Origin of the sequence: Sphingosinicella soli (genome assembly GCF_014199685.1) — a bacterium.
GTDB classification, from domain to species: Bacteria; Pseudomonadota; Alphaproteobacteria; order Sphingomonadales; family Sphingomonadaceae; genus Sphingosinicella; species Sphingosinicella soli.
This window is the reverse complement of the sequence record NZ_JACHNZ010000009.1, coordinates 69,210-91,760: the sequence shown is the minus strand read 5'-3', so window position 1 is coordinate 91,760 and position 22,551 is coordinate 69,210. Positions and strand designations below refer to the sequence as shown.

At 64.2% G+C, this 22,551-nt stretch carries 19 protein-coding genes, 1 tRNA gene and 1 other RNA gene; 17 read left to right on the top strand and 4 right to left on the bottom strand.

What is annotated here, in order from left to right; translation table 11 throughout:
- Positions 1 to 19 precede the first annotated feature (19 nt).
- From GGQ98_RS05415 to GGQ98_RS05405, 3 genes are read left to right on the top strand one after another with little or no spacing between them, the layout of a single operon-like run.
- On the top strand, positions 20 to 358 hold the full coding sequence (locus GGQ98_RS05415; RefSeq protein WP_184066266.1) for a hypothetical protein: 339 nt from the start codon (positions 20 to 22) through the stop codon (positions 356 to 358).
- 12 nt (positions 359 to 370) lie between these two features.
- The gene (trhO, locus tag GGQ98_RS05410; protein ID WP_184066263.1) at positions 371 to 1,327 is read left to right on the top strand and encodes an oxygen-dependent tRNA uridine(34) hydroxylase TrhO; all 957 of its coding nucleotides are present in this window, start codon (positions 371 to 373) and stop codon (positions 1,325 to 1,327) included.
- Complete coding sequence (locus GGQ98_RS05405; protein WP_341534146.1) at positions 1,317 to 1,940, top strand: glutathione S-transferase; 624 nt, start codon at positions 1,317 to 1,319, stop codon at positions 1,938 to 1,940. The genes trhO and GGQ98_RS05405 overlap by 11 nt, the downstream gene beginning before the upstream one ends.
- Before the next feature lie 36 nt (positions 1,941 to 1,976).
- On the opposite strand, the gene GGQ98_RS05400 is transcribed toward GGQ98_RS05405, so the two are convergent.
- Positions 1,977 to 2,438: a DUF1465 family protein gene (locus tag GGQ98_RS05400; protein ID WP_184066257.1), complete on the bottom strand. Its 462-nt coding sequence runs from the start codon at positions 2,436 to 2,438 to the stop codon at positions 1,977 to 1,979.
- A gap of 186 nt (positions 2,439 to 2,624) precedes the next feature.
- Between GGQ98_RS05400 and GGQ98_RS05395 the strand changes: the two genes are divergently transcribed.
- Entirely contained in the window at positions 2,625 to 3,089 is a 465-nt protein-coding gene (locus tag GGQ98_RS05395; RefSeq protein ID WP_184066254.1) for an Hsp20 family protein, read from the top strand.
- A 49-nt stretch (positions 3,090 to 3,138) separates the two neighbouring features.
- Here the strand turns inward: GGQ98_RS05395 and GGQ98_RS05390 are convergent, their stop codons facing one another.
- Genes GGQ98_RS05390 through otsB form a run of 3 tightly spaced genes read right to left on the bottom strand, consistent with a single transcriptional unit; the run spans position 3,139 to position 7,072 of the window.
- Positions 3,139 to 4,536 carry an alpha,alpha-trehalose-phosphate synthase (UDP-forming) gene (locus GGQ98_RS05390; protein WP_184066251.1) on the bottom strand — a complete coding sequence of 466 codons (1,398 nt, stop codon included), beginning with the start codon at positions 4,534 to 4,536 and terminating at the stop codon, positions 3,139 to 3,141.
- Complete coding sequence (locus GGQ98_RS05385; protein ID WP_184066248.1) at positions 4,533 to 6,317, bottom strand: glycoside hydrolase family 15 protein; 1,785 nt, start codon at positions 6,315 to 6,317, stop codon at positions 4,533 to 4,535. The genes GGQ98_RS05390 and GGQ98_RS05385 overlap by 4 nt, the downstream gene beginning before the upstream one ends.
- Positions 6,314 to 7,072 carry a trehalose-phosphatase gene (otsB, locus tag GGQ98_RS05380; protein ID WP_184066245.1) on the bottom strand — a complete coding sequence of 253 codons (759 nt, stop codon included), beginning with the start codon at positions 7,070 to 7,072 and terminating at the stop codon, positions 6,314 to 6,316. Before otsB ends, GGQ98_RS05385 begins: the two co-directional genes overlap by 4 nt.
- 148 nt (positions 7,073 to 7,220) lie before the next feature.
- Between otsB and GGQ98_RS05375 the strand changes: the two genes are divergently transcribed.
- The 13 genes from GGQ98_RS05375 (at position 7,221) to ssrA (ending at position 22,515) form a co-directional block, all read left to right on the top strand.
- Positions 7,221 to 7,296: transfer RNA gene (locus GGQ98_RS05375), tRNA-Trp, on the top strand.
- 126 nt (positions 7,297 to 7,422) lie between these two features.
- Positions 7,423 to 7,623, top strand: coding sequence for a preprotein translocase subunit SecE (secE, locus tag GGQ98_RS05370; protein ID WP_184066242.1), 201 nt, complete (start codon positions 7,423 to 7,425; stop codon positions 7,621 to 7,623).
- A 20-nt stretch (positions 7,624 to 7,643) separates the two neighbouring features.
- Positions 7,644 to 8,183 (top strand): transcription termination/antitermination protein NusG, encoded by a 540-nt coding sequence (nusG, locus tag GGQ98_RS05365; RefSeq protein ID WP_184066239.1) that lies wholly within the window; start codon positions 7,644 to 7,646, stop codon positions 8,181 to 8,183.
- Positions 8,184 to 8,280: 97 nt separating this feature from the next.
- Complete coding sequence (rplK, locus tag GGQ98_RS05360; protein ID WP_184066236.1) at positions 8,281 to 8,712, top strand: 50S ribosomal protein L11; 432 nt, start codon at positions 8,281 to 8,283, stop codon at positions 8,710 to 8,712.
- A gap of 2 nt (positions 8,713 to 8,714) precedes the next feature.
- Positions 8,715 to 9,416 (top strand): 50S ribosomal protein L1, encoded by a 702-nt coding sequence (gene rplA, locus GGQ98_RS05355; RefSeq protein WP_184066234.1) that lies wholly within the window; start codon positions 8,715 to 8,717, stop codon positions 9,414 to 9,416.
- 279 nt (positions 9,417 to 9,695) lie between these two features.
- Complete coding sequence (rplJ, locus tag GGQ98_RS05350) at positions 9,696 to 10,211, top strand: 50S ribosomal protein L10 (RefSeq protein ID WP_184066231.1); 516 nt, start codon at positions 9,696 to 9,698, stop codon at positions 10,209 to 10,211.
- 69 nt (positions 10,212 to 10,280) lie between these two features.
- On the top strand, positions 10,281 to 10,658 hold the full coding sequence (gene rplL / locus GGQ98_RS05345; protein WP_184066228.1) for a 50S ribosomal protein L7/L12: 378 nt from the start codon (positions 10,281 to 10,283) through the stop codon (positions 10,656 to 10,658).
- Between the two features lie 129 nt (positions 10,659 to 10,787).
- The gene (locus GGQ98_RS05340) at positions 10,788 to 11,846 is read left to right on the top strand and encodes an AI-2E family transporter (protein WP_184066225.1); all 1,059 of its coding nucleotides are present in this window, start codon (positions 10,788 to 10,790) and stop codon (positions 11,844 to 11,846) included.
- 226 nt (positions 11,847 to 12,072) lie between these two features.
- Positions 12,073 to 16,212, top strand: a complete 4,140-nt coding sequence (gene rpoB, locus GGQ98_RS05335; RefSeq protein ID WP_184066222.1) for a DNA-directed RNA polymerase subunit beta — start codon at positions 12,073 to 12,075, stop codon at positions 16,210 to 16,212.
- Between the two features lie 103 nt (positions 16,213 to 16,315).
- Positions 16,316 to 20,491: a DNA-directed RNA polymerase subunit beta' gene (gene rpoC / locus GGQ98_RS05330; protein ID WP_184066219.1), complete on the top strand. Its 4,176-nt coding sequence runs from the start codon at positions 16,316 to 16,318 to the stop codon at positions 20,489 to 20,491.
- A 207-nt stretch (positions 20,492 to 20,698) separates the two neighbouring features.
- Entirely contained in the window at positions 20,699 to 20,845 is a 147-nt protein-coding gene (locus GGQ98_RS05325) for a hypothetical protein (RefSeq protein WP_184066216.1), read from the top strand.
- A gap of 181 nt (positions 20,846 to 21,026) precedes the next feature.
- Positions 21,027 to 22,184, top strand: a complete 1,158-nt coding sequence (locus tag GGQ98_RS05320) for a glycosyltransferase family 4 protein (RefSeq protein WP_184066213.1) — start codon at positions 21,027 to 21,029, stop codon at positions 22,182 to 22,184.
- Positions 22,162 to 22,515: a transfer-messenger RNA gene (gene ssrA / locus GGQ98_RS05315) on the top strand. Before GGQ98_RS05320 ends, ssrA begins: the two co-directional genes overlap by 23 nt.
- Positions 22,516 to 22,551 lie beyond the last annotated feature (36 nt).

Genomic DNA, 22,551 nt, shown 5'->3' with positions numbered 1-22,551 from the left:
TGGCACTTTAAGCAGGATTATGGCGCGCAAACATTCCAAACACGGCTCGTATGAAGACCCGCCGAGTGAAGAGGAGTCCTCGGCGGAGCCGGTGACGTGCTGGCTTTGCAGCCGGCCGAGCGGCAAGACCATTGTGTGGCATCACCCGGTGCCGAAAAGTCGCGGCGGGCGCGATGTCGTGCCGATGCATGCCATTTGCCAGCAGACGCTGATCGCCAATTTCACCAATGCCGAACTGCAGCGTCACGGCATGGACGTCGAAGCCTTGCTGGCCGATCCCGGCGTTCGCAAATTCGTCGATTGGGTGAAGAACAAGGATCCCGATTTCACAGCGACCATCGCCAAGAAACAGCGTTGACGGACTGCTCTTTTGACCGATTCACCTTCTCCCGTTCGCGTCGCCGCGCTCTACAAGTTTGCTCGGCTGGATGATTGCGACGCCGTTCGCCGCGAACTGGCAAGACTGTGTTGTGCCGCCGGCATCAAAGGTACGCTGCTGCTCGCCGGTGAAGGAGTGAACGGCACGATCGCCGGATCGGACCATGCGATCGAAAACGTCCTGGCGTTCATCCGTAGCCTGCCGGGCTTCGCCGATCTTGAGGTGAAGTATTCGGCCGCCGAGACGATGCCGTTCCGCCGCATGAAAGTGCGCGTGAAGCGCGAGATCGTCACGATGGGGCAAGAACACGTTGATCCGCTCGCCGGGACGGGGCACTATGTCTCGCCGCAGGACTGGAACGCGCTGATCAGCGAGCCCGGCACCATCGTGATCGATACGCGCAACGACTACGAGGTCGCGATCGGCAGTTTTGCCGGTGCTATCGATCCGAAGACCGCCAGCTTCCGCGATTTTCCTGCCTGGTTCCGCGCCGAACGTGAACGGTTGCTCGGCACCGTCGATCGACCGAAGGTCGCGATGTTCTGCACCGGCGGCATTCGCTGCGAGAAATCGACCGCCTTCCTGAAGGCCGAAGGCATCGAGGATGTCTATCACCTCCAGGGCGGCATCCTCAAATATCTGGAGACTGTTCCGGCCGACGAGAGCCTTTGGGAAGGGGAATGCTTCGTGTTCGACCAGCGCGTCGCGGTCGGCCATGGCCTCGAAGCCGGCACCCACGTGCTGTGTCATGGTTGTCGACGGCCGGTCAGCTCCCTGGATCGCGCTTCACCGCTTTACACTGTCGGCGTGAGCTGTTCTGCCTGCCACGCGGCGCGAAGTGACGCTCAGCGCGCCGGTTATGCCGAACGCGACCGGCAGGAGCAGCTCGCCAAACTGCGCGGCACCGCGCATATCGGCGCCCGCCTGGCCGATCAGCGTGAGCGATAGTCCGATCCTCTACAGCTTCCGGCGCTGCCCCTACGCCATGCGCGCCCGCATGGCGCTGCTGGTCAGCGGCACCGTCTGCGAAATCCGCGAAGTGAAGCTCTCGCGCAAGCCCGAGGCACTGATCGCCGCGTCGCCCAAGGCGACCGTCCCGGTGATCGTGCACGCCGATGGCGTGATCGAGGAAAGCATCGAAATCATGCGCTGGTCGCTGGAACGCAACGATCCCGAAGGCTGGCTGGAGCGCGAGGACCGCGCGCTGATCGAAGCCAATGACGGCCCGTTCAAGCACCACCTCGATCGCTACAAATATCCCGATCGCCACATCTCGGACCCGGCCGAGCATCGCGCGGCGGGATTGGCGCTGCTCGGGGTGCTCGAAGCGCGGCTCGCCGGGCAGGCTCATCTCTGTGGAGACGCGCGCGGCATGACCGATGTTGCGATCTTCCCCTTCGTGCGGCAGTTTGCCGAAACCGATCGCGCCTGGTTCGACGCGCAGCCGCTTCCCCGCCTTCAGGCATGGCTCCGCGGTCATCTCGCATCGGCACTGTTCGCCGCGATCATGCTTCGCTTCGATCCGTGGCGACCGGGCGACGCGCCGCTAAGGCTTCAGTGATATCTTGCCAGCCGGTCGGCTGGTCGTTCTGGACCCCTAGAACGAGCGCTCCAGCCTGCCGAGGAGCGCGCGAGCGGGGGAGAGGGGGACTTCGGTGGCGAACTGGTCGTCGAGGCGCTTGACGCGCTCGTAGAGGTCGCGGCTTGCATCGATGATTTCGCGGGCGCGCGGCGGAAGCTGGCCCAGACGCAGCGAATCGAGTTCCGTATCCCCCGCGCGGCCGAGGCGGCGTTCCGGCGCCTCGCCTTCAGCTTCGGTCATTTCGCCCGCCGCCACGGCCTTGCGGACCAGCAGCCATGAAACGACGTGCATCAACCGCGTCGTGACGCGCAGCGACTCGCACGAATAGGCGACGCGCAGCACCGGATCGAGCGCGGCGCGCTCCATCTGGCCTTCGGTATCGAAATAGCCGCGGGCCTCGTCGGCCAGCAGCATCGCTTCCGTATACAGCGCGGCCACCAGCTTGGGCGTTATCAGCGTGTGTTCGTTCATCGTCATGGTCGCGACTGCATCGCGCCTCATTGGTCCCCGGTCAACGCCCATCTTGAAACAAGAGGGGTTAACAACCACCTCACCGTCGTCGGCGAAGGGATGCCCGGTTTCGGGGTCCGATTGTCCGGCAAGGTCCAGCCACATGGTGGGCCGAGGAACCACATATTGCTTTGAACAGAGAAGGATATGGCTATGCGTACTTTCGATCTTTCCCCGCTGCTTCGCTCGTCGATCGGCTTCGAGAACCTCAGCCGACTGGCGGAATTCGCCGCGCGCGGCGATGAAGGCGGCGGATACCCCCCTTATAATATCGAGAAGACCGGCGAAAACGCGTATCGCATCGCGATGGCGGTCGCAGGCTTCGCCGAGGACGAGCTTGACATCACGGTACAGGAAAACACCCTGACCGTGATCGGCAAGAGCGCCGAGACGGACGGCGAAGGCCGCGAATTCATTCATCGCGGCATCGCCAAGCGCGCCTTCGAACGCCGCTTCCAGCTTGCCGACATCATCAAGGTGACGGGCGCGAGCTATGCGAACGGGCTTCTGAATATCGATCTCGTTCGCGAAATCCCCGAAGCGAAGAAGCCGCGCAAGGTCGTGATCGGCGCCGACGACTCTCAGCCGGTCATCGAGGGCGTGCGCAACGCCGCCTGAACCGGAGGACTGAAAACGAAGGGCCGGAGGTTCGCCTCCGGCCCTTTTTTCATGCGGCGGCGCGCGCTGCCGGGCCGCTCAGCGCCGCGACGAAATCGTCGCGCCAGGCGATGACGTCTTCGTCGCGGACGGAGCCGATCATGCCCTGCCAGCGGCGGATGCGTTCTTCCTTCGGCATGGCGAGCGCGGTGGCGATCGCTTCGCCGACCTCCTCGCTGCTGTGCGGGTTGACGAGCAGCGCATCGGGCAGCTGCAGCGCCGCGCCCGCGAAGCGCGACAGGATGAGAACGCCCGGATCGTCTGGATCCTGCGCCGCGACATACTCCTTGGCGACGAGGTTCATGCCGTCCCGCAGCGGGGTGACGAGGCCCACGCGCGCGGCGCGGTAGAAGCCCGCCAGCTCGGCGCGCGAATAGCCCTGGTTCACATAGCGGATCGGCACCCAGTCGATGTCCGCGTGGGCGCCGTTGATGTGCCCGGCCGATCGTTCCAGCGTGTTTCGGATATCCTGATAGGTATGCACGTCCTCGCGCGAGGGCGGCGCGATCTGAAGCAGCACGACGTCTTTCGCCGCCTCGGGATGGTCGGTGAGGAAGCGGTGATAGGAATCGAAACGCTCGACAAGGCCTTTCGAATAATCGAGGCGGTCGACGCCGATGATGACCTTCTTGCCGTCGGCGCTTGCGCGGAGGCGGTCGTGCGCGCGGTGCGCCACCTCGGTGGCTCCGGCCTCCACGAACTCCGCATAATCGATACCGATGGGAAAGGCGCGCGTGACGATGCTGCGGCCCTGCCATTCGATGGTGCCGCCGTCCGCCGCGACCCGACCGCCAAGCTCCTTTTCGACATAATGACAGAAGGATTCGTGCCACTCCTCCGACTGGAAGCCGATGACGTCGTAGTGGAGCATGTGCTCGACCAGCCGCTCGTGGAAGGGCAGCGACACGAACAGCCGCGTCGGCGGCCAGGGGATGTGCAGAAACAGGCCGATGCGGTTGCGGATGCCCCGATCCTGCAGGAACTTGCCGAGCGGCAGCAGGTGGTAATCGTGAACCCAGACAAGGTCGCCCGGCTCGATCAGCGGCGCGACGCTGTCGGCGAAACGCCCGTTCACGCGCTCATAACCTTCGCCGAAGCTGCGTTCGTATTCGGTGAGATCGACGCGGTGGTGGAACAGCGGCCACAGCGTGCGGTTGGCGTAGCCGTTGTAATATTCGTCGATGTCCTGCGATTCCAGATCGATCGTTGCGGTGGTCACACCGTGCTGTCGCTGCAGATCGAGATGGCCGGTGAAGCTGTCGGTTTCCTGTCCCGACCAGCCGAACCAGATGCCGCGATGCTCGCGCAGCGCGGCACCGAGCGCAACGGCAAGTCCGCCCTGCGCCCCGCTTGCATTTTCCGTCTTCGGAACCGAAACCCGGTTCGAGATAACAATCAGCCGGCTCATCGAATCGTGCTCCACGAACGGGATAACAAACCGGCACAGTTAATGATCCCGACGAGCGAGTAGGTTTGCGGGTAATTGCCCCACAGCTCGCCCGTTTCGAAATCCATGTCCTCCGAAAGCAGCCCCGCCTGCGTCGCGTGGCCGAGCATGCGTTCGAACAGCGCGCGGGCTTCCTCGCCGCGCCCGGCGACGTGCAGCGCCTCGATCAGCCAGAAGGTGCAGATGTTGAAGGCGGTTTCGGGCCGTCCGAAATCGTCTTCGCTGGCGTAGCGCAGCATGTGCTCGCCGCGCCGCAGCGCCTTCTCCACGGCCGCGAAGGTGGCGACCATGCGCGGGTCGTCTGCGGGCAGGAAGCGCAGGTCGACGAGCTGGAGCAGGCTGGCGTCCAGCTCCTGCCCGCCGAAGGACGCGCCGAAATGGCCGGCGTCCTCCGACCACGCGCGGGTTTCGATCGCCTCGCGGATGGCTGCGGCGCGTCCGGCCCAGTAGCGCTCGCGCGCTTCCAGGCCGAGGATGCGGGCGGCGTTTTCCAGACGGTCGCACGCGGCCCAACTCATGACCGCGCTGTAGGTGTGGACGGCGGTGCGGGTGCGGAACTCCCACAGCCCCGCGTCGGGCGTATCGTGCATGCGCCACGCCATCTCGCCGATCGCTTCCAGGCTGTGGAAGTCGTCGAGGTTGGCCATGCGAAGCAGGCGCCGGTCGATAAACGCCTGGATGTTCGGCAGCACGATCTGGCCGTAGACGTCGTGCTGCACCTGAAGGTAGGCGGCGTTGCCGACGCGCACGGGGCCCATGCCGCGATACCCCGCGAGCCCGTCCGCCACGGATTCCTCAAGGACGCGCTCTCCCGAAACGGCATAGAGCGGCTGCAGGCTGCCCTGCGCGTCATCGACGATATTGCGCAGGTATGAGAGATATTTTTCGAGCACGTCGAGCGCGCCGAGCCGGTTCAGTGCCTGCACGGTGTAATAGGCGTCGCGGATCCAGCAGTAGCGATAGTCCCAGTTCCGTCCCGAACCGGCGGACTCGGGGATCGAGGTGGTGAGCGCCGCGACGATGGCGCCGGTTTCCTCGTGCTGGCAGAGCTTCAATGTGATGGCCGCGCGGATCACATGGTCCTGCCATTCGAGCGGCGTCGCAAGCCCGCGCACCCAGTGCTGCCAATAGCTCTCCGTGCGTTCGAGCATGGTGGCGACCTCGCGCGAGACGTTGCCGGCAAAGGGCTCGTCGGGGCCGAGGAAGAAATGCGCGGGGCGCTCCAGCCGGAACGGGCGGCTGTCGAGGATATTGCCGACGGGCGCATCGGTGGTGAGCCGCAGCGTCTGGTCGCCGAGCAGGAAGCGGATGTGGTTGGTGCCGCTCGTGCGCGGCGCGGCCTCGCGGCCGTAACCGCGCATCGGCGCGAGGCGGACGCGCAGGCGCGGCGAGCCGGAGACGGGCTGCACGATGCGCACCCACGCCACCGGGCGATACATGCGGCCGGACCGCTCGAAGCGCGGGCAGAAGTCGATGACATCGACAGCGCCGCCCTCCGCGTCCTCCAGCCGGGTGACGAGGATGGGCGTGTTGCGGCGATAGGCCTGACGCGCCGAGATCTGGCCTTCGAGCGAGAACATCCACGCGCCGGGCGCCGCGCCGCCGTCGTCGTTGTTCAGCAGCGCGCAGAACACGGGATCGCCGTCGACACGCGGCGCGCAGCCCCAGACGAGGCGGGCGTCGGCATCGACAAGGCCGCTCACCTGACAGTTGCCGATCGGCCAGAGTTCGAGCGAACTCACAGCGCGCCCAGCCAGGCATGCACCGCCTCGACATCGGCAAGGCGGGCGGCGGCGGCGGTGGGGCGGGGCGCGCCGACGAGCACGCCGAAACCTCGCGCGGCGGCGGCGGCACTGAAGCCGTCTTCGTCGGTCACGTCGTCGCCGATGAAAACGGGGGTGGAACTGCGGAATGCGGGCATGGCCATAAGCGTTGCGACGATCTTTCCTTTGTCGATGCCCGGCGGCATCAGTTCGGTCACCATCTTGCCGGCCTTGACGGCGAGGCCGTGGCGTCCGCCGAGTGCGTCGGCAAAAACCTGCACCGCACGTTCGGCGTCCGGCGCTTGCCGATAGTGCATTGCGAAACCGAGCGGTTTGGCTTCGACGAAGAGGCCGTGCGCGGCGGCGAAGGCAAGCGCTTCCAGATGAGCGGCCTCGGGGAAGGCTGATCCCGCCGCGTCCGCCGGAACCGCCGCGAGGCGGAGTTCCCCGCCATGAGAGCCGGAGAGCGTGAGCGCGGGGGCGGGGAGATGGCCGGCGAGATCGGCAAGTGCGCGCCCGCTCACGATGGCAAGGCGCCCTTCAAGGCGCCGGCCGAGGGCTTCCAGCAGCGGCATGAGGTGCGGGGCAAGGCGTATGGCGCCGGGCTGCGGCGCCAGATCGACGAGTGTTCCGTCGAAATCGAGAAAGAGCGCGGGGCGTTCGATCGCCGCCAGCGGTGGCGGCAGCGACGCCGCATGCGAAGGATTCGCGTTTCGGAGAGAGCCGGTGCCCATGCGATGTCCGATAAGAACGTCTCCTGCCTGCCTCTGGTTCCGCGCCTTGTGCCCACATGCGGGAGGTCGGATCAACCCCGCGCGTCCCCCGAACGATAGGACTTGCACCGCCAAAGCCCGCCGATTATAGACGCGGCTCCCGGGCTCTAGGAGTGTAGCTCAGTTGGTAGAGCATCGGTCTCCAAAACCGAGGGCCGTGGGTTCGAGTCCCTCCACTCCTGCCAGTTTCTCCTGAAAAGGGCGGATTTGGAGGCTCGGGAGCGAGTAGAGGTTCACCAGTCAACCGGCGCCGCCCGGAAGAAAAGGGCGCGGCCGGTCGGCTGTTTTTGTTTGGGAATTGAGCGCGTTAGATGGCTAAGATGACCAATCCGGGTACGTTGGTGCGGCAGGTGCGTCAGGAGACCGCCAAGGTCACCTGGCCGACGCGCCGCGAGACGATCGTGACCACCATCATGGTGCTCATTATGACCACCATTCTGTCGCTGTTCTTCCTGGGCGTTGATCAGGTGCTGGGCCGAATCGTCCAGTTCCTGCTCGACTTCGCGAAATAACGGGAAGGTTCGAAACGGGCATGGCCGCGCGCTGGTACATCATTCACGCCTACTCGAACTTCGAGAACAAGGTCCGCGATTCGATCCTCGACGAAGCGAAGCGCCTGGGTCTTGAGGCGCTTGTCGAGGAGGTCGAGGTTCCGACCGAGACCGTCACGGAAATCCGCCGCGGCAAGAAGGTGCAGGCCGAGCGGAAGTATTTCCCCGGCTATGTGCTGGCGAAGCTGCACATGACCGACGACGTGTTCCACCTCGTGAAGAACACGCCGAAGGTGACGGGTTTCCTCGGCGCGAGCGGCAAGCCCTCGCCGATCAGCGAGGCGGAAGCCGCGCGCATCCTTTCGACGAAGGGTCACCACATCGAGGCGCCGAAGGCGAAGATGAAGGTGAACTTCGAGATCGGCGACGAGGTTCGCGTGCTCGACGGTCCGTTCGCCAGCTTCAACGGCCTCGTGGAAGAGATCGATTACGATCGCGCCCGCGTGAAGGTTTCGGTGTCGATCTTCGGGCGCGCGACGCCCGTGGAACTCGATTTCGAGCAGGTCGAGCGCACGAAGTAGTTTTTTACCCCTCGCTGTTAAGGGGAGGGGCGTTGCCTGCGGGAGGCTGCCTTCGGGTGGCCGTCTGAACCGCTAAACTTGAAAGAGAGTGAGAACGATGGCCAAGAAGATTACGGGCTATATCAAGCTGCAGGTGCCGGCTGCCGCCGCCACCCCGTCGCCGCCCCTCGGGCCGGCGCTCGGTCAGCGCGGCGTCAACATCATGGAATTCTGCAAGGCGTTCAACGCCCAGACGCAGGAAATGGAAAAGGGTGCTCCGGTGCCGACGGTCATCACCGTCTATGCCGACCGCAGCTTCTCCTTCGTCACCAAGACGCCGCCTGCCACCTTCCTTCTGAAGAAGGCTGCGAACCTCAAGTCCGGCTCCAAGACGCCGGGCAAGGACAGCGCGGGAACCATCAAGCGTTCCGCCGTCCGCGAGATCGCACAGGTGAAGATGGTCGATCTGTCGGCGAACGACATCGACGCGGCAATGAAGATCATCGAGGGCTCCGCGCGCTCGATGGGCCTCGAAGTGGTGGAGGGCTGAACATGGCCAAGCTGACGAAAAAGGCCAAGGCGCTGGCCGGCAAGGTCGACCGTGAGAAGCTCTACGGCATCGACGAAGCCATCGCGCTGGTGAAGAGCCTCGCAAGCTCCAAGTTCGACGAGACCGTCGAAGTCGCGCTCAATCTCGGCGTCGATCCCCGCCATGCCGACCAGATGGTGCGCGGCGTCGTCCGCCTGCCGAGCGGCACGGGCAAGGACGTTCGCGTCGCGGTGTTCGCGCGCGGCGACAAGGCCGAGGATGCGCGCAAGGCGGGCGCCGAAGTCGTGGGCGCCGAAGACCTGATGGAAGAAATCCAGAACGGTCGCAGCGATTTCGACCGCGTCATCGCGACCCCCGACATGATGGGTGTCGTCGGACGCCTCGGCAAGGTGCTCGGCCCCAAGGGCCTGATGCCGAACCCGAAGCTCGGCACCGTCACGCCGAACGTCGCCGAAGCCGTGGAAGCGGCCAAGGGCGGCCAGGTGGAATTCCGCGTCGAAAAGGCCGGCATCATCCACAGCGGCATCGGCAAGGCGAGCTTTGACGACGCGGCGCTCCGGGCGAACTTCGACGCTTTCGTCGATGCCATCGTCAAGGCGAAGCCGTCGGGCGCCAAGGGCAAGTATGTTCGCAAGATCGCCATCAGCTCCACGATGGGGCCGGGCGTGAAGATCGATACGGCGACCGCAGGCGCGGCCGCCTGAACAGCATCGCGGGGCGGGCCGGAAACGGGCCGCCTCAAGATACCGTCCGAGATTGCAGGCGTTCCTGAGAGGGAACTCAAAACGCCAGCCTGCATGAGACGGGGACAAGTTTTACCGGCTTCCGCTGTGCGATGGCGAACCGGGTCTGCCGAAGGGCTCCATGCCCGGCACGCAGTCGACGACCCCGCGGACGGGCCGAGACCCCCGGAATGGTCCGGGATTTCGGCTCAACCGTTCCGAAGGCGAGTGATCGCCTGAGGGACAAACCAGGAGTGAAGCATGGATCGCGCTGAAAAAAAGGCGCTCGTCGCATCGCTCAACCGTGTCTTCTCGGAGACCGGGGTTGTCGTCATTACGCGCAACCACGGCCTTACCGTCGCCCAGGTGACGGCTCTCCGCGGCAAGATGCGCGAGGCGGGCGCGGGCTATAAAGTCGCGAAAAACAAGCTCGCCCGGATTGCACTGGAAGGTACGCCGTACGCAGCGATCAGCGACATGCTGGTCGGTCCGACGGCGATGGCAACGTCGAGTGATCCCGTTGCCGCCGCCAAGGCTGCCGTCGATTTCGCGAAGACCAACGAGAAGTTGGAAATCGTCGGCGGTGCCATGGGGGATACCATCCTCGATGCAAATGGCATCAAGCAACTGGCATCGCTGCCGTCGCTTGACGAACTGCGCGCCAAGATCATCGGCCTTCTCAATGCGCCGGCGACCAAGGTTGTTCAGATCGTTCAGGCGCCTGCTGCTCAGCTTGCGCGTGTCATGGGTGCCTACGCCGTGAAAGACGCTGCGTAAGCCAATCCGGACAGCTGTTCTCGACCAATACAGAAACATTGGGCCGCGTGGCCCGCATGGAGACTTAAAATGGCAGACCTTCAGAAGATTGTAGACGACCTTTCGGCCCTCACCGTTCTCGAAGCCGCGGATCTCGCGAAGCTCCTCGAAGAGAAGTGGGGCGTTTCGGCGGCCGCCGCTGTTGCGGTTGCGGCAGCCCCCGGCGGCGGCGACGCCGGCCCGGCGGTCGAAGAGAAGACCGAGTTCGACGTGATCCTCACCGGCGACGGTGGCAAGAAGATCAACGTCATCAAGGAAGTCCGCGTCATCACCAACCTCGGCCTCGGCGAAGCCAAGGCGCTTGTCGAAGGCGCTCCGAAGCCGGTGAAGGAAGGCGTGAACAAGGAAGAAGCCGAGAAGATCAAGAAGCAGCTTGAAGAAGCCGGCGCGACCGTCGAGATCAAGTAAGCCTCAAGGCTTTTCGAACAAAAAGGGGCGGTTCCGAAAGGGGCCGCCCTTTTTCGTGCGGCGGAGGCGTCCGATTCCCAAACGGCGCGTTTAATGTATGTTGGGATAACAGGGACCGGGCGGGCAGCCATGCGCAAGATCGAAGACAGAACATTTCTCGCTCTCATCGTTATCGTATCGCTGGCGTTCGCCTGGGTGCTGCTGCCGTTCTTCGGCGCGATTTTGTGGGCGCTCATCGCCGCCATTCTCTTCGAGCCGCTGAACCGGCGGCTGCTGGCGAAGTTTCCGGGGCGTCCGAACTTCACCGCGCTGCTTACGCTGCTCGTGATCCTGGCCATGGTCATCCTGCCCGCGATCACGCTCGGCATTTTCCTGCTGCAGGAAGCCACGGCGATCTACACCCACATCGAAAGCGGGCAGATCGACGTGAGCGGCTATTTCCGGCAGGTGCAGGCGCTGCTGCCGGATTGGGCGATCTCCATGCTCCGCCGCCTCGGCCTCGGCAATATCAGCGCCATTCGCGAAAAGGCGGCCGACGGCATCGCCGACAGCTTTCAGGTGCTGGCCGCGCAAACCGTGGTGATCGGCCAGCGCACGTTCGGTTTCCTCGTCGGGCTCGGCGTGATGCTGTACCTGACCTTCTTCCTGCTGCGCGACGGCGATGCCATCGTTGAAAAGCTGCGGGGTTCGATGCCGCTGCACCCCGCGCAGCGCAATGCGCTGATGACCAAGTTCGTCACCGTCATCCGCGCGACGGTGAAGGGCAGCATCATCGTCGCGATCGTGCAGGGCGCGGTGGGCGGCGTGGTCTTCTGGAGCCTGGGCATCCAGGCGGCAGTTCTCTGGGGCGTGCTGATGGGCTTCCTGTCGCTGCTGCCGGCGGTCGGAACGGGGCTCGTCTGGGTGCCGGTGGCGATCTATCTGTTCGTCACCGGGGCGGTCTGGCAGGGCGTCGTGCTTGTGTTCTGCGGCATTTTCGTCATCGGCCTCATCGACAATATCCTGCGCCCCATCCTTGTCGGGCGCGATGCGCGGATGCCCGACTATATCGTGCTGATCTCGACGCTCGGCGGCATCGAGCTGTTCGGGCTCAACGGCATCGTCATCGGCCCGGTGATCGCCGCGCTGTTCATGGCCGTGTGGGAAATCGTCGCGGCGGGCCGCAGGTCGGGCTGGACGTCTGCCTGACGAAGCGGGTTCGCACGACAGGGTTTGACAGCGCCGCCTGCGGCTCCTATATCCCGCTTCCTTCCACAGCCTTTCGGGAAATGATGTGCCTTCGCGCAGCGCATCGTACGAATGGATCGGCTGCGGCTTGATGCGGAAAGCTGCGGTTCTCTCGAATGTGGGAGAGCCTGCGGCTTTTTTCGTGTCAGCGCCTGACGACATTTGAAGAGCAAGGGCGACAAACAGCATGGCCACCCAGGCGAAATCCTTCACCGGTAAAAAGCGTATCCGCAAGGTCTTCGGGCATATTACCGAAGTCGTGCAGATGCCGAACCTCATCGAGGTGCAGCGCGAATCGTATGAGCAGTTCCTGCGCTCCGATCCGTCGCGCGGTTACGTCTCGGGCCTTGAAAAGACGCTGCGGTCGGTGTTTCCGATCCGCGACTTCGCCGGCACCGCCGAGCTGGATTTCGTCAACTACGAGCTTGAAGCGCCGAAGTACGACACCGACGAGTGCCGCCAGCGCGGGATGACCTACGCGGCGCCGATGCGCGTGACGCTGCGCCTGATCGTGTTCGAAATCGATCCCGATACGGAAAGCCGCTCGGTGCTCGATATCAAGGAGCAGGACGTCTACATGGGCGACATGCCGCTCATGACCGAGAACGGCACGTTCATCGTGAACGGCACCGAGCGCGTCATCGTTTCGCAGATGCACCGTTCGCCGGGCGTGTTCTTCGATCACGATCGCGGCAAGACGCACTCTTCGGGGAAGTTCCTGTTCGCCGCGCGGGTGATCCCGTACCGCGGTTCGTGGCTCGATTTCGAGTTCGACGCCAAGGATATCGTCAACGTCCGTATCGACCGCAAGCGCAAGCTGCCGGTGACGACGCTGCTTTATGCGCTCGGCATGAACAGCGAGGACATCCTCAACCAGTTCTATGGCCGCGTGACCTACAAGCGCGCCGAAGGCGGCTGGAAGGTTCCGTTCCTCGCCGACCAGTGGCGCGGCAACAAGCCGATGTTCGACATCGTCGACGGCAAGTCCGGCGAAATCGTGTTCGAGCAGGGCAAGAAGATCACCCCGCGCGCCGCCAAGAAGGCGGAAAACGATGGTCTCTCCGAGCTGCTGATCCCCACCGAGGAGATTTTCGGCCGTTATTCGGCGTTCGATCTCGTCAACGACAAGACCGGCGAGATTTATATCGAAGCCGGCGACGAAGTGACGGAAGAGAATCTCGCCAAGCTCGACGGCGCGAACATCACGGACATCGCCCTGCTCGACATTGACCACGTCAATATCGGCGCATGGATGCGCAACACGCTGATGGCCGACAAGGTCGAGGAGCGCGATCACGCGCTTGCCGAAATCTATCGCGTCATGCGCCCCGGCGAGCCGCCGACGCGCGAAACCGCCGAAGGCATGTTCGCCGGTCTGTTCTTCGATCCGGAGCGCTATGACCTCTCGGCCGTGGGCCGCGTGAAGATGAACATGCGCCTCGATCTCGATGCCGAAGACACGGTGACGACGCTCCGCAACGAAGACATTCTTGCGGTGGTGAAGACGCTCGTGGAGCTGAAGGACGGCAAGGGCGACATCGACGACATCGACAATCTCGGCAACCGCCGCGTGCGTTCGGTCGGCGAGCTGCTGGAAAACCAGTACCGCGTCGGCCTGCTCCGCATGGAGCGCGCCGTGAAGGAGCGCATGTCGTCGGTCGATATCGAAACGACGATGCCCAACGACCTCATCAACGCGAAGCCGGCTGTTGCGGCGGTGCGTGAGTTCTTCGGCTCCTCGCAGCTCTCGCAGTTCATGGACCAGACGAATCCGCTGTCCGAAGTGACGCACAAGCGCCGCGTTTCGGCACTCGGACCGGGCGGTCTCACCCGCGAGCGCGCGGGTTTCGAAGTCCGCGACGTTCACCCGACGCACTACGGCCGTATCTGCCCGATCGAGACGCCGGAAGGCCCGAACATCGGTCTCATCAACAGCCTCGCGACCTTCAGCCGCATCAACAAGTACGGCTTCATCGAAACGCCGTACCGCAAGGTTCTCGACTGCAAGGTGACGAACGACGTCATCTATCTGTCGGCGATGGAAGAGGCCAAGCACACGATCGCGCAGGCGAACGCAGGGCTCGACGGCGAAGGCCGCCTGGCCGAAGATCTCGTCTCCGCGCGTGAAGCGGGCGAGTTCCTGATGGCGCCCAAGGCGCACATCACGCTGATGGACGTCAGCCCCAAGCAGCTCGTGTCGGTCGCCGCGTCGCTCATTCCGTTCCTTGAAAACGATGACGCGAACCGCGCGCTCATGGGATCGAACATGCAGCGTCAGGCGGTGCCGCTGCTCCGCGCCGAGGCGCCGTTCGTCGGCACCGGCATGGAAGGCACCGTGGCGCGCGATTCGGGCGCTGCGATCGCCGCGCGGCGCACGGGTATCATCGATCAGGTCGATGCGACCCGTATCGTCATCCGCGCCACGGAAGAGGAAGATGCCGGCAAGTCCGGCGTCGACATCTACACGCTGCACAAGTTCCAGCGTTCGAACCAGAACACCTGCATCAACCAGCGCCCGCTGGTGAAGGTCGGCGACATCGTCGGCCGCGGCGACATCATCGCCGACGGTCCCTCGACGCAGCTGGGCGAACTCGCTCTCGGGCGCAACGTGCTCGTCGCGTTCATGCCCTGGAACGGCTACAACTACGAGGACTCGATCCTCATCTCCGAGCGGATCGTGAAGGACGACGTCTTCACCTCGATCCACATTGAAGAGTTCGAGGTGATGGCCCGCGACACCAAGCTCGGGCCGGAGGACATCACGCGCGACATCCCCAATGTCGGCGAGGAAGCCCTGCGCAACCTCGACGAGGCGGGGATCGTCTACATCGGCGCAGAGGTCGAGCCGGGTGACATCCTGGTCGGCAAGATCACGCCGAAGGGCGAAAGCCCGATGACGCCGGAAGAAAAGCTGCTTCGCGCCATCTTCGGCGAGAAGGCCAGCGACGTTCGCGACACCTCGCTGAAGCTGCCGCCGGGCGTTGCCGGTACGGTGGTCGAGGTCCGCGTCTTCAACCGCCACGGCATCGACAAGGACGAGCGCGCGCTCCAGATCGAACGCGAGGAGATCGAGCGTCTCGAGAAGGATCGCGACGACGAACGCGCCATTCTCGACCGCGCGACCTACACGCGTCTGAAGGACATGCTGATCGGCCAGGCCGTGACTGCGGCGCCCAAGGGCCTCAAGAAGGGCACCGTGATCGACGACGCGATTCTCGCCGAGCAGCCGCGCCGCGAATGGTGGAAGTTCGCTGTCGAGGACGACAAGCGGCAGGCCGATCTCGAAGCGATGAAGGCAACCTGGGAAGAGGCGCTCAAGAGTCTCGACCGCCGCTTCGCCGAGAAGGTCGACAAGCTGCAGCGCGGCGACGAGATGCTGCCGGGCGTGCTGAAGATGGTGAAGGTCTTCGTGGCGGTGAAGCGCAAGCTGCAGCCGGGCGACAAGATGGCCGGCCGTCACGGCAACAAGGGCGTCATCAGCCGCATCCTGCCGATCGAGGACATGCCGTTCCTCGACGACGGCACGCATGCGGACATCGTGCTCAACCCGCTCGGCGTGCCTTCGCGCATGAACGTCGGTCAGATCTTCGAGACGCATCTGGGCTGGGCCGCACGCGGTCTCGGCAAGCAGATCGGCGCGCTGCTCGACGACATTCAGGCAAAGGGGCTCGGCGGCGGCGATGCCAAACATATCCGCGAGAAGCTGAAAGCCATCTACGGCCAGCAGTACAACACGGAAATCGACGGCCAGTCCGATCCCGAGATCCTGGAGCTTGCCTCCAACCTCGCGTCGGGCGTGCCGATGGCGACGCCGGTGTTCGACGGCGCCCGCGAAGCGGACGTGTCGGACATGCTGGAACTCGCCGGTCTCGACCGGTCGGGCCAGGTGGAGCTGTACGACGGCCGCACCGGCGAGATGTTCGATCGCAAGGTCACGGTCGGCTACATCTACATGCTGAAGCTGCATCACCTTGTGGACGACAAGATCCACGCGCGTTCGATCGGGCCGTACAGCCTCGTCACCCAGCAGCCGCTGGGCGGCAAGGCGCAGTTCGGCGGTCAGCGCTTCGGTGAGATGGAAGTATGGGCGCTGCAGGCTTACGGCGCTGCGTACACGCTTCAGGAAATGCTGACGGTGAAGTCGGACGACGTTGCCGGCCGCACCAAGGTCTACGAGTCGATCGTCAAGGGTGACGACACGTTCGAGGCCGGCATCCCCGAAAGCTTCAACGTGCTCGTTAAGGAAATGCGTTCGCTCGGCCTCAACGTCGAGCTGCGCAACAGCGAGGACGACGAAGCCGAGGCGAAAGCCATCGCGGCGGAATGAATGATCTCTCCCTCTCCCGCTTGCGGGGGAGGGTCGTGAGGGCCGGAAGCGGTTTCCTCATCCGCCTGCGCCGATTGGCGCGGGGCAGAAATTCGGAGGCGGTATGAACCACGAACTGATGAACTTCTACAACCCGGCGGCGAAGCCGGAGACTTTCGACCAGATCCGCATCGGGCTCGCGAGCCCGGAGCGCATCCGCTCGTGGTCGTTCGGCGAGATCAAGAAGCCGGAGACGATCAACTACCGGACCTTCAAGCCGGAGCGCGACGGCCTGTTCTGCGCCCGCATCTTCGGTCCGATCAAGGACTACGAGTGCCTGTGCGGCAAGTACAAGCGCATGAAGTACAAGGGCATCGTCTGCGAGAAGTGCGGCGTCGAGGTCACCGTCTCCAAGGTGCGCCGCGAGCGCATGGGCCACATCGAGCTGGCCGCGCCGGTCGCGCACATCTGGTTCCTGAAGTCGCTGCCGAGCCGCATCGGCATGCTGCTCGACATCCAGCTCAAGCAGCTGGAGCGCGTGCTTTATTTCGAACAGTTCATCGTCATCGAGCCCGGCCTCACGCCGCTCGAGAAGTATCAGCTCCTCACCGAGGATGAGCTTCTCGCCGCGCAGGACGAGCACGGCGAAGACGCCTTCACCGCCGGCATCGGCGCAGAGGCTATCCAGAAGCTGCTCGAAAGCCTCGATCTCGAAGGCGAGAAGAAGATCCTTCTCGAAGAGCTCGCGGTTACGAAGTCCGAGCTGAAGCCCAAGAAGATCATCAAGCGCCTGAAGGTCATCGAGAGCTTCCTGGAATCCGGCAACCGCCCGGAGTGGATGATCCTGAACGTCGTTCCGGTGATCCCGCCCGAGCTGCGTCCGCTCGTCCCGCTGGACGGCGGCCGCTTCGCGACGTCGGATCTGAACGATCTCTATCGCCGCGTCATCAACCGCAACAACCGCCTCAAGCGGCTCATCGAACTGCGCGCGCCGGACATCATCGTCCGCAACGAAAAGCGCATGCTTCAGGAAGCCGTCGATGCGCTGTTCGACAACGGCCGCCGCGGCCGTGTCATCACCGGCGCCAACAAGCGTCCGCTGAAGTCGCTGTCCGACATGCTGAAGGGCAAGCAGGGCCGCTTCCGCCAGAACCTGCTCGGCAAGCGCGTCGACTATTCGGGCCGTTCGGTCATCGTCACGGGTCCGGAGCTGAAGCTGCATCAGTGCGGCCTGCCCAAGAAGATGGCGCTCGAACTGTTCAAGCCCTTCATCTACTCGCGCCTCGACGCCAAGGGTCTGTCCATGACCCTGAAGCAGGCGAAGAAGTGGGTCGAGAAGGAACGCAAGGAAGTCTGGGACATTCTGGATGAAGTCATCCGCGAGCACCCCGTCCTCCTGAACCGCGCGCCGACGCTTCACCGTCTCGGCATCCAGGCGTTCGAACCCGTGCTCATCGAGGGCAAGGCGATCCAGCTTCACCCGCTGGTCTGCTCCGCGTTCAACGCCGACTTCGACGGCGATCAGATGGCCGTGCACGTTCCGCTGAGCCTCGAGGCGCAGCTGGAATGCCGCGTCCTGATGATGTCCACGAACAACATCCTGTCGCCTGCCAACGGCAAGCCGATCATCGTGCCTTCGCAGGACATGATTCTCGGCCTTTACTACCTGTCGATGGAGCGCAAGGGCGAGCCGGGCGAGGGCATGCTGATCTCCGACATGTCGGAAGTGCACCAGGCGCTGAACGCCAAGGCGGTCACGCTGCACTCGAAGATCATCAGCCGCGTTCCGCAGACCTCCGAGGACGGCAAGACCTACATGAAGCGGGTCGAAACCACGGCGGGCCGCATGCTGCTCGGCGAGTGTCTGCCGAAAAACCACAAGGCGCCGTTCGAAATCGTCAACCGCCTCCTCACCAAGAAGGAGATCGCGGACGTCATCGACACCGTCTACCGCGAGTGCGGTCAGAAGGAGACGGTGCTGTTCGCCGATGCGATCATGGGGCTCGGCTTCCGCCACGCCTGCATGGCCGGCATCAGCTTCGGCAAGGACGACATGGTCATCCCCGACGAGAAGGAAGCGATGGTCGATGAGACGCGCGGCCTCGTGAAGGACTTCGAGCAGCAGTATCAGGACGGTCTGATCACGCAGGGCGAGAAGTACAACAAGGTCGTCGATGCGTGGGCACGTTGCGGAGACCGTGTCGCCGACGCGATGATGGCGCGCATTTCCGCGCGTCCGGTCGACGAGAACGGCCGTGAAATGCAGATCAACTCGATCTACATGATGGCGCACTCCGGCGCGCGTGGTTCGCAGGCGCAGATGAAGCAGCTCGCGGGCATGCGCGGCCTGATGGCCAAGCCGTCGGGCGAGATCATCGAAACGCCGATCATCTCGAACTTCAAGGAAGGCCTCACCGTCCTTGAATACTTCAACTCCACGCACGGCGCCCGCAAGGGTCTGGCCGACACCGCGCTCAAGACGGCGAACTCGGGCTACCTGACCCGCCGTCTCGTCGACGTCAGCCAGGATTGCGTGGTGATCGAGGACGATTGCGGCACCGAGAACGCGCTGACCATCAAGGCCATCGTCGAGGGCGGCACCACCATCGTCTCGCTCGGCGAACGCATCCTCGGCCGCACGCTGGCTGCGGATGTCGTCGATCACAAGACGAACGAAGTCGTCATGCCGTCCGGCACGCTGCTGACCGAAGCCGAAACGGCGATCGTCGAGGCGGCGGCGCCGCAGTCGGTGCTGATCCGTTCGCCGCTGGTCTGCGAGACGCGCCAGGGCGTCTGCGGCGCCTGCTACGGCCGCGATCTCGCGCGCGGTACACCGGTCAACATCGGCGAGGCCGTGGGTGTCATCGCGGCGCAGTCGATCGGCGAGCCGGGCACGCAGCTTACGATGCGGACCTTCCACATCGGTGGCGCGGCGCAGGTCTCCGAGCAGTCGACGCTGGAATCCAGCTTCGACGGCACGATCGAGCACCGCAACCTCGACACGATCACCGACAGCCGTGGCCGTCACATCGCGATGAGCCGCAACGGTGAACTCGCGATCATGGACATGGACGGACGCGAGCGTTCGACGCACCGCATCCCGTACGGCTCGATCCTCGCGAACGCGCCGGGGCACATCGTGTCGAAGGGCGATCGTCTGGCCGAGTGGGATCCCTACACGCTGCCGGTCATCACCGACAAAACGGGTACGGTGAAGTACCAGGATCTGATCGAGGGCATCTCGCTGACCGAGAACGTCGACGAGGCCACCGGCATCACCAACAAGATGGTGGTCGACTGGCGCAGCCAGCCGAAGTCCGGCGATCTGCGTCCGCGCATCACGCTGCTCGACGAGACCTCGGGAGAGGCCGGCCGCTACATGCTGTCGGTCGATGCCATTCTCTCGGTGAACGAGGGGCAGAAGGTCGAGGCCGGCGACGTCATCGCGCGTATTCCGCGCGAGGCGGCGAAGACCCGCGACATCACCGGCGGTCTGCCGCGTGTCGCCGAGCTGTTCGAGGCGCGCAAGCCGAAGGACAATGCCGTCATCGCGCGCTGCGACGGTCGCATCGAGTTCGGCAAGGACTACAAGACCAAGCGCCGCATCATCATCCACCCGGAAGATGGTTCGGATCCGGCCGAGTACATGATCCCGAAGGGCAAGCACATCTCGGTGCAGGAAGGCGACTTCGTGCGGCGCGGCGACTATCTGCTCGACGGCAATCCCGATCCGCACGACATTCTCGACGTGCTCGGCGTGGAAGCGCTGGCCGAATATCTCGTCTGGGAGATTCAGGAGGTCTATCGTCTCCAGGGCGTGAAGATCAACGACAAGCACATCGAGGTGATTGTCCGCCAGATGCTGCAGAAGGTCGAAATCACCGATTCGGGCGGCACCACGCTGCTCGTCGGCGAACAGATCGACATCGAGGAGCTGAACGAGGAGAACATCAAGGCGACGAAGGAACGTCGTGATCCGGCGGTGGGCAAGCCCATCCTGCTCGGCATCACCAAGGCGTCGCTGCAGACGCGTTCGTTCATCTCGGCAGCCTCGTTCCAGGAAACGACGCGCGTGCTCACCGAGGCTTCGGTGCAGGGCAAGTCGGATACGCTGATCGGTCTCAAGGAGAACGTGATCGTGGGCCGCCTGATCCCGGCCGGAACCGGCGCGGCGCTCTCCCGTGCCCGCATTGCGGCATCGAGCCGCGATGCGCAGATCCGGGCGCGGCAGAAGCGGGCGCTCGATGCGGCGCAGTCCGCAGAGGCTGCGGCCGCTGCTGCCGAGGCGGCGACCGTCTAGGGCCTGAAGCCTGTTTGATGAACAAGGGCCTCGCCGGGAAACCGGCGGGGCCCTTGTCGTTTCAGGGCGGATACGTCGGCGTGCTTTACACCGCCTCCGGCAACGCCTGGCCGGGCGGAGCGGGAAGGTCGGATTTCCGCCCTGCGGTCAGGATGGCACGATCCGTGCGTGTCTCATCATGGGACACGGGGATTTGGAGGTCGGGCTATGCTCTGGTGGGTCGCGGGCGCAGTCGGCGCGCTGCTCTTCGTCGCCTTGCTGGCCCCGCCGGCGCCGGGCAAGCGCTCGCTGAACCGTATCGATTTCAGTGAAGACGCCCAAGACAGCGACGAGAACAGCGACCGCAGGGATTGAACGGCGCACTGTTGCCTGCATCCCTCACCTGCCGGTCCGATGTGACTTTCGGGGTTGCATCACGGCGCCCAAGGGCTGAAAGGCGGGCGAACACGGAGCCTGCTGAAATTCATGTGCCTTTGTTGGAATTTGCTCCGCGGATCGACTAACGTCCGGCACGTTCACGATGCGGAGCGACATATTGCCTAGCAGCGATCTCAGGGTCGCCCTGTTTTCGGGCAACTACAATTATGTGAGGGACGGCGCCAATCAGGCGCTGAACCGCCTGGTCGGCTATCTGCTGCGGCAGGGGGTCGCGGTGCGAATCTATGCGCCGACCATCGAAAACCCGGCGTTCGAGCCCACCGGCGATCTGGTTTCGATTCCGTCCGTGCCGATTCCGGGGCGCGGCGAATATCGGCTGGGTTTCGGCATCGGCGGCGTGAAGGCGGATCTGAAGGCCTTCGATCCGCACATCGTTCACATCGCCTCACCCGATATCATCGGGCATCGCGCGGTTGCGTGGGCGCGCGCGCGCGGCAAGCCGGCGGTGGCGTCGGTCCACACACGCTTCGAGACTTATTTCCGGTACTACCGCATGCACTGGATGCAGACGGTGATCGAAACGCTGCTCCGCCGTCTCTACCGTCGCTGCGTCGAAATCTACGCGCCTTCGGAAAGCATGGCGGCGGTGCTGACGGACCAGCGCATGAGCCGCAATGTGCATATCTGGAGCCGGGGCATCGACGGCGAAATCTACCGCCCGGACCGCCGCGATACGGACTGGCGCCGCAGTCTCGGCATCGCCGACGAAGAGGCGGTGATTCTGTTCGTGGGCCGTCTGGTGCTTGAAAAAGGCCTCGACACGTTCGCGGCGACGCTTTCGGAACTCGATGCGCGCGGCGTGCCCTACAAGGCGCTGTTCGTCGGAGACGGCCCTGCGCGGCCCTGGATCGAGGTGCAGGCGCCGCAGGGCATTTTTCTCGGGTTTCAGGCGGGCGAGGCGCTCGCGCGCGCTTATGCCTCGGCGGACGTCATGTTCAACCCGTCGTCCACCGAGACCTTCGGCAATGTGACGCTCGAAGCGATGGCGAGCGGGCTTCCCGTCGTCGCCGCGCGCGCGACCGGAAGCCTCAGCCTCGTCACGCACGGCCTCAACGGACGCCTCACCACGCCCGACGACGTGCACGAATCGGCGGATGCGCTTGCCCACTACATCGCGCACCCGCAGGCGCGCATCGCTGCCGGAAATGCGGGGCGGGAAATCAGCAGACGTTTCGACTGGGACACGATCAACGGTGCCCTTTTGCAGCGCTATCGCACGATTGTTGCACGGCACTCTTCAAAAGCGCGGCGATAGCGTCTATATGGGTGTTGCCGTCTTCGGACGGCTATGGCGATAAATGATGCCGTGAAATAGGTACAGCGGACCCGGGGGCGGTACCCGGCGGCTCCACCAATTCACCGGGCAGGCATAACCAGCCTGTCCGGACATGGGGCCGAACTAGGATCGACGTGTGCTGAAAGACGGTTTTCTTTGCCCGGCCTGAATGCGCCGCAAAACCGTTCAAAACCTACAAATGCCAACGATAACGAGGCATTCGCGATCGCTGCGTAACTGAAGCCCTTCGGGGAACAGGTTACAAGGCTTAGCGCGGTTCGGGCCGCACCGGGCAACAGAAGCGGACACCAGCGGCACGGGGAGCGCCGGGCAACAGAAGCTCCCC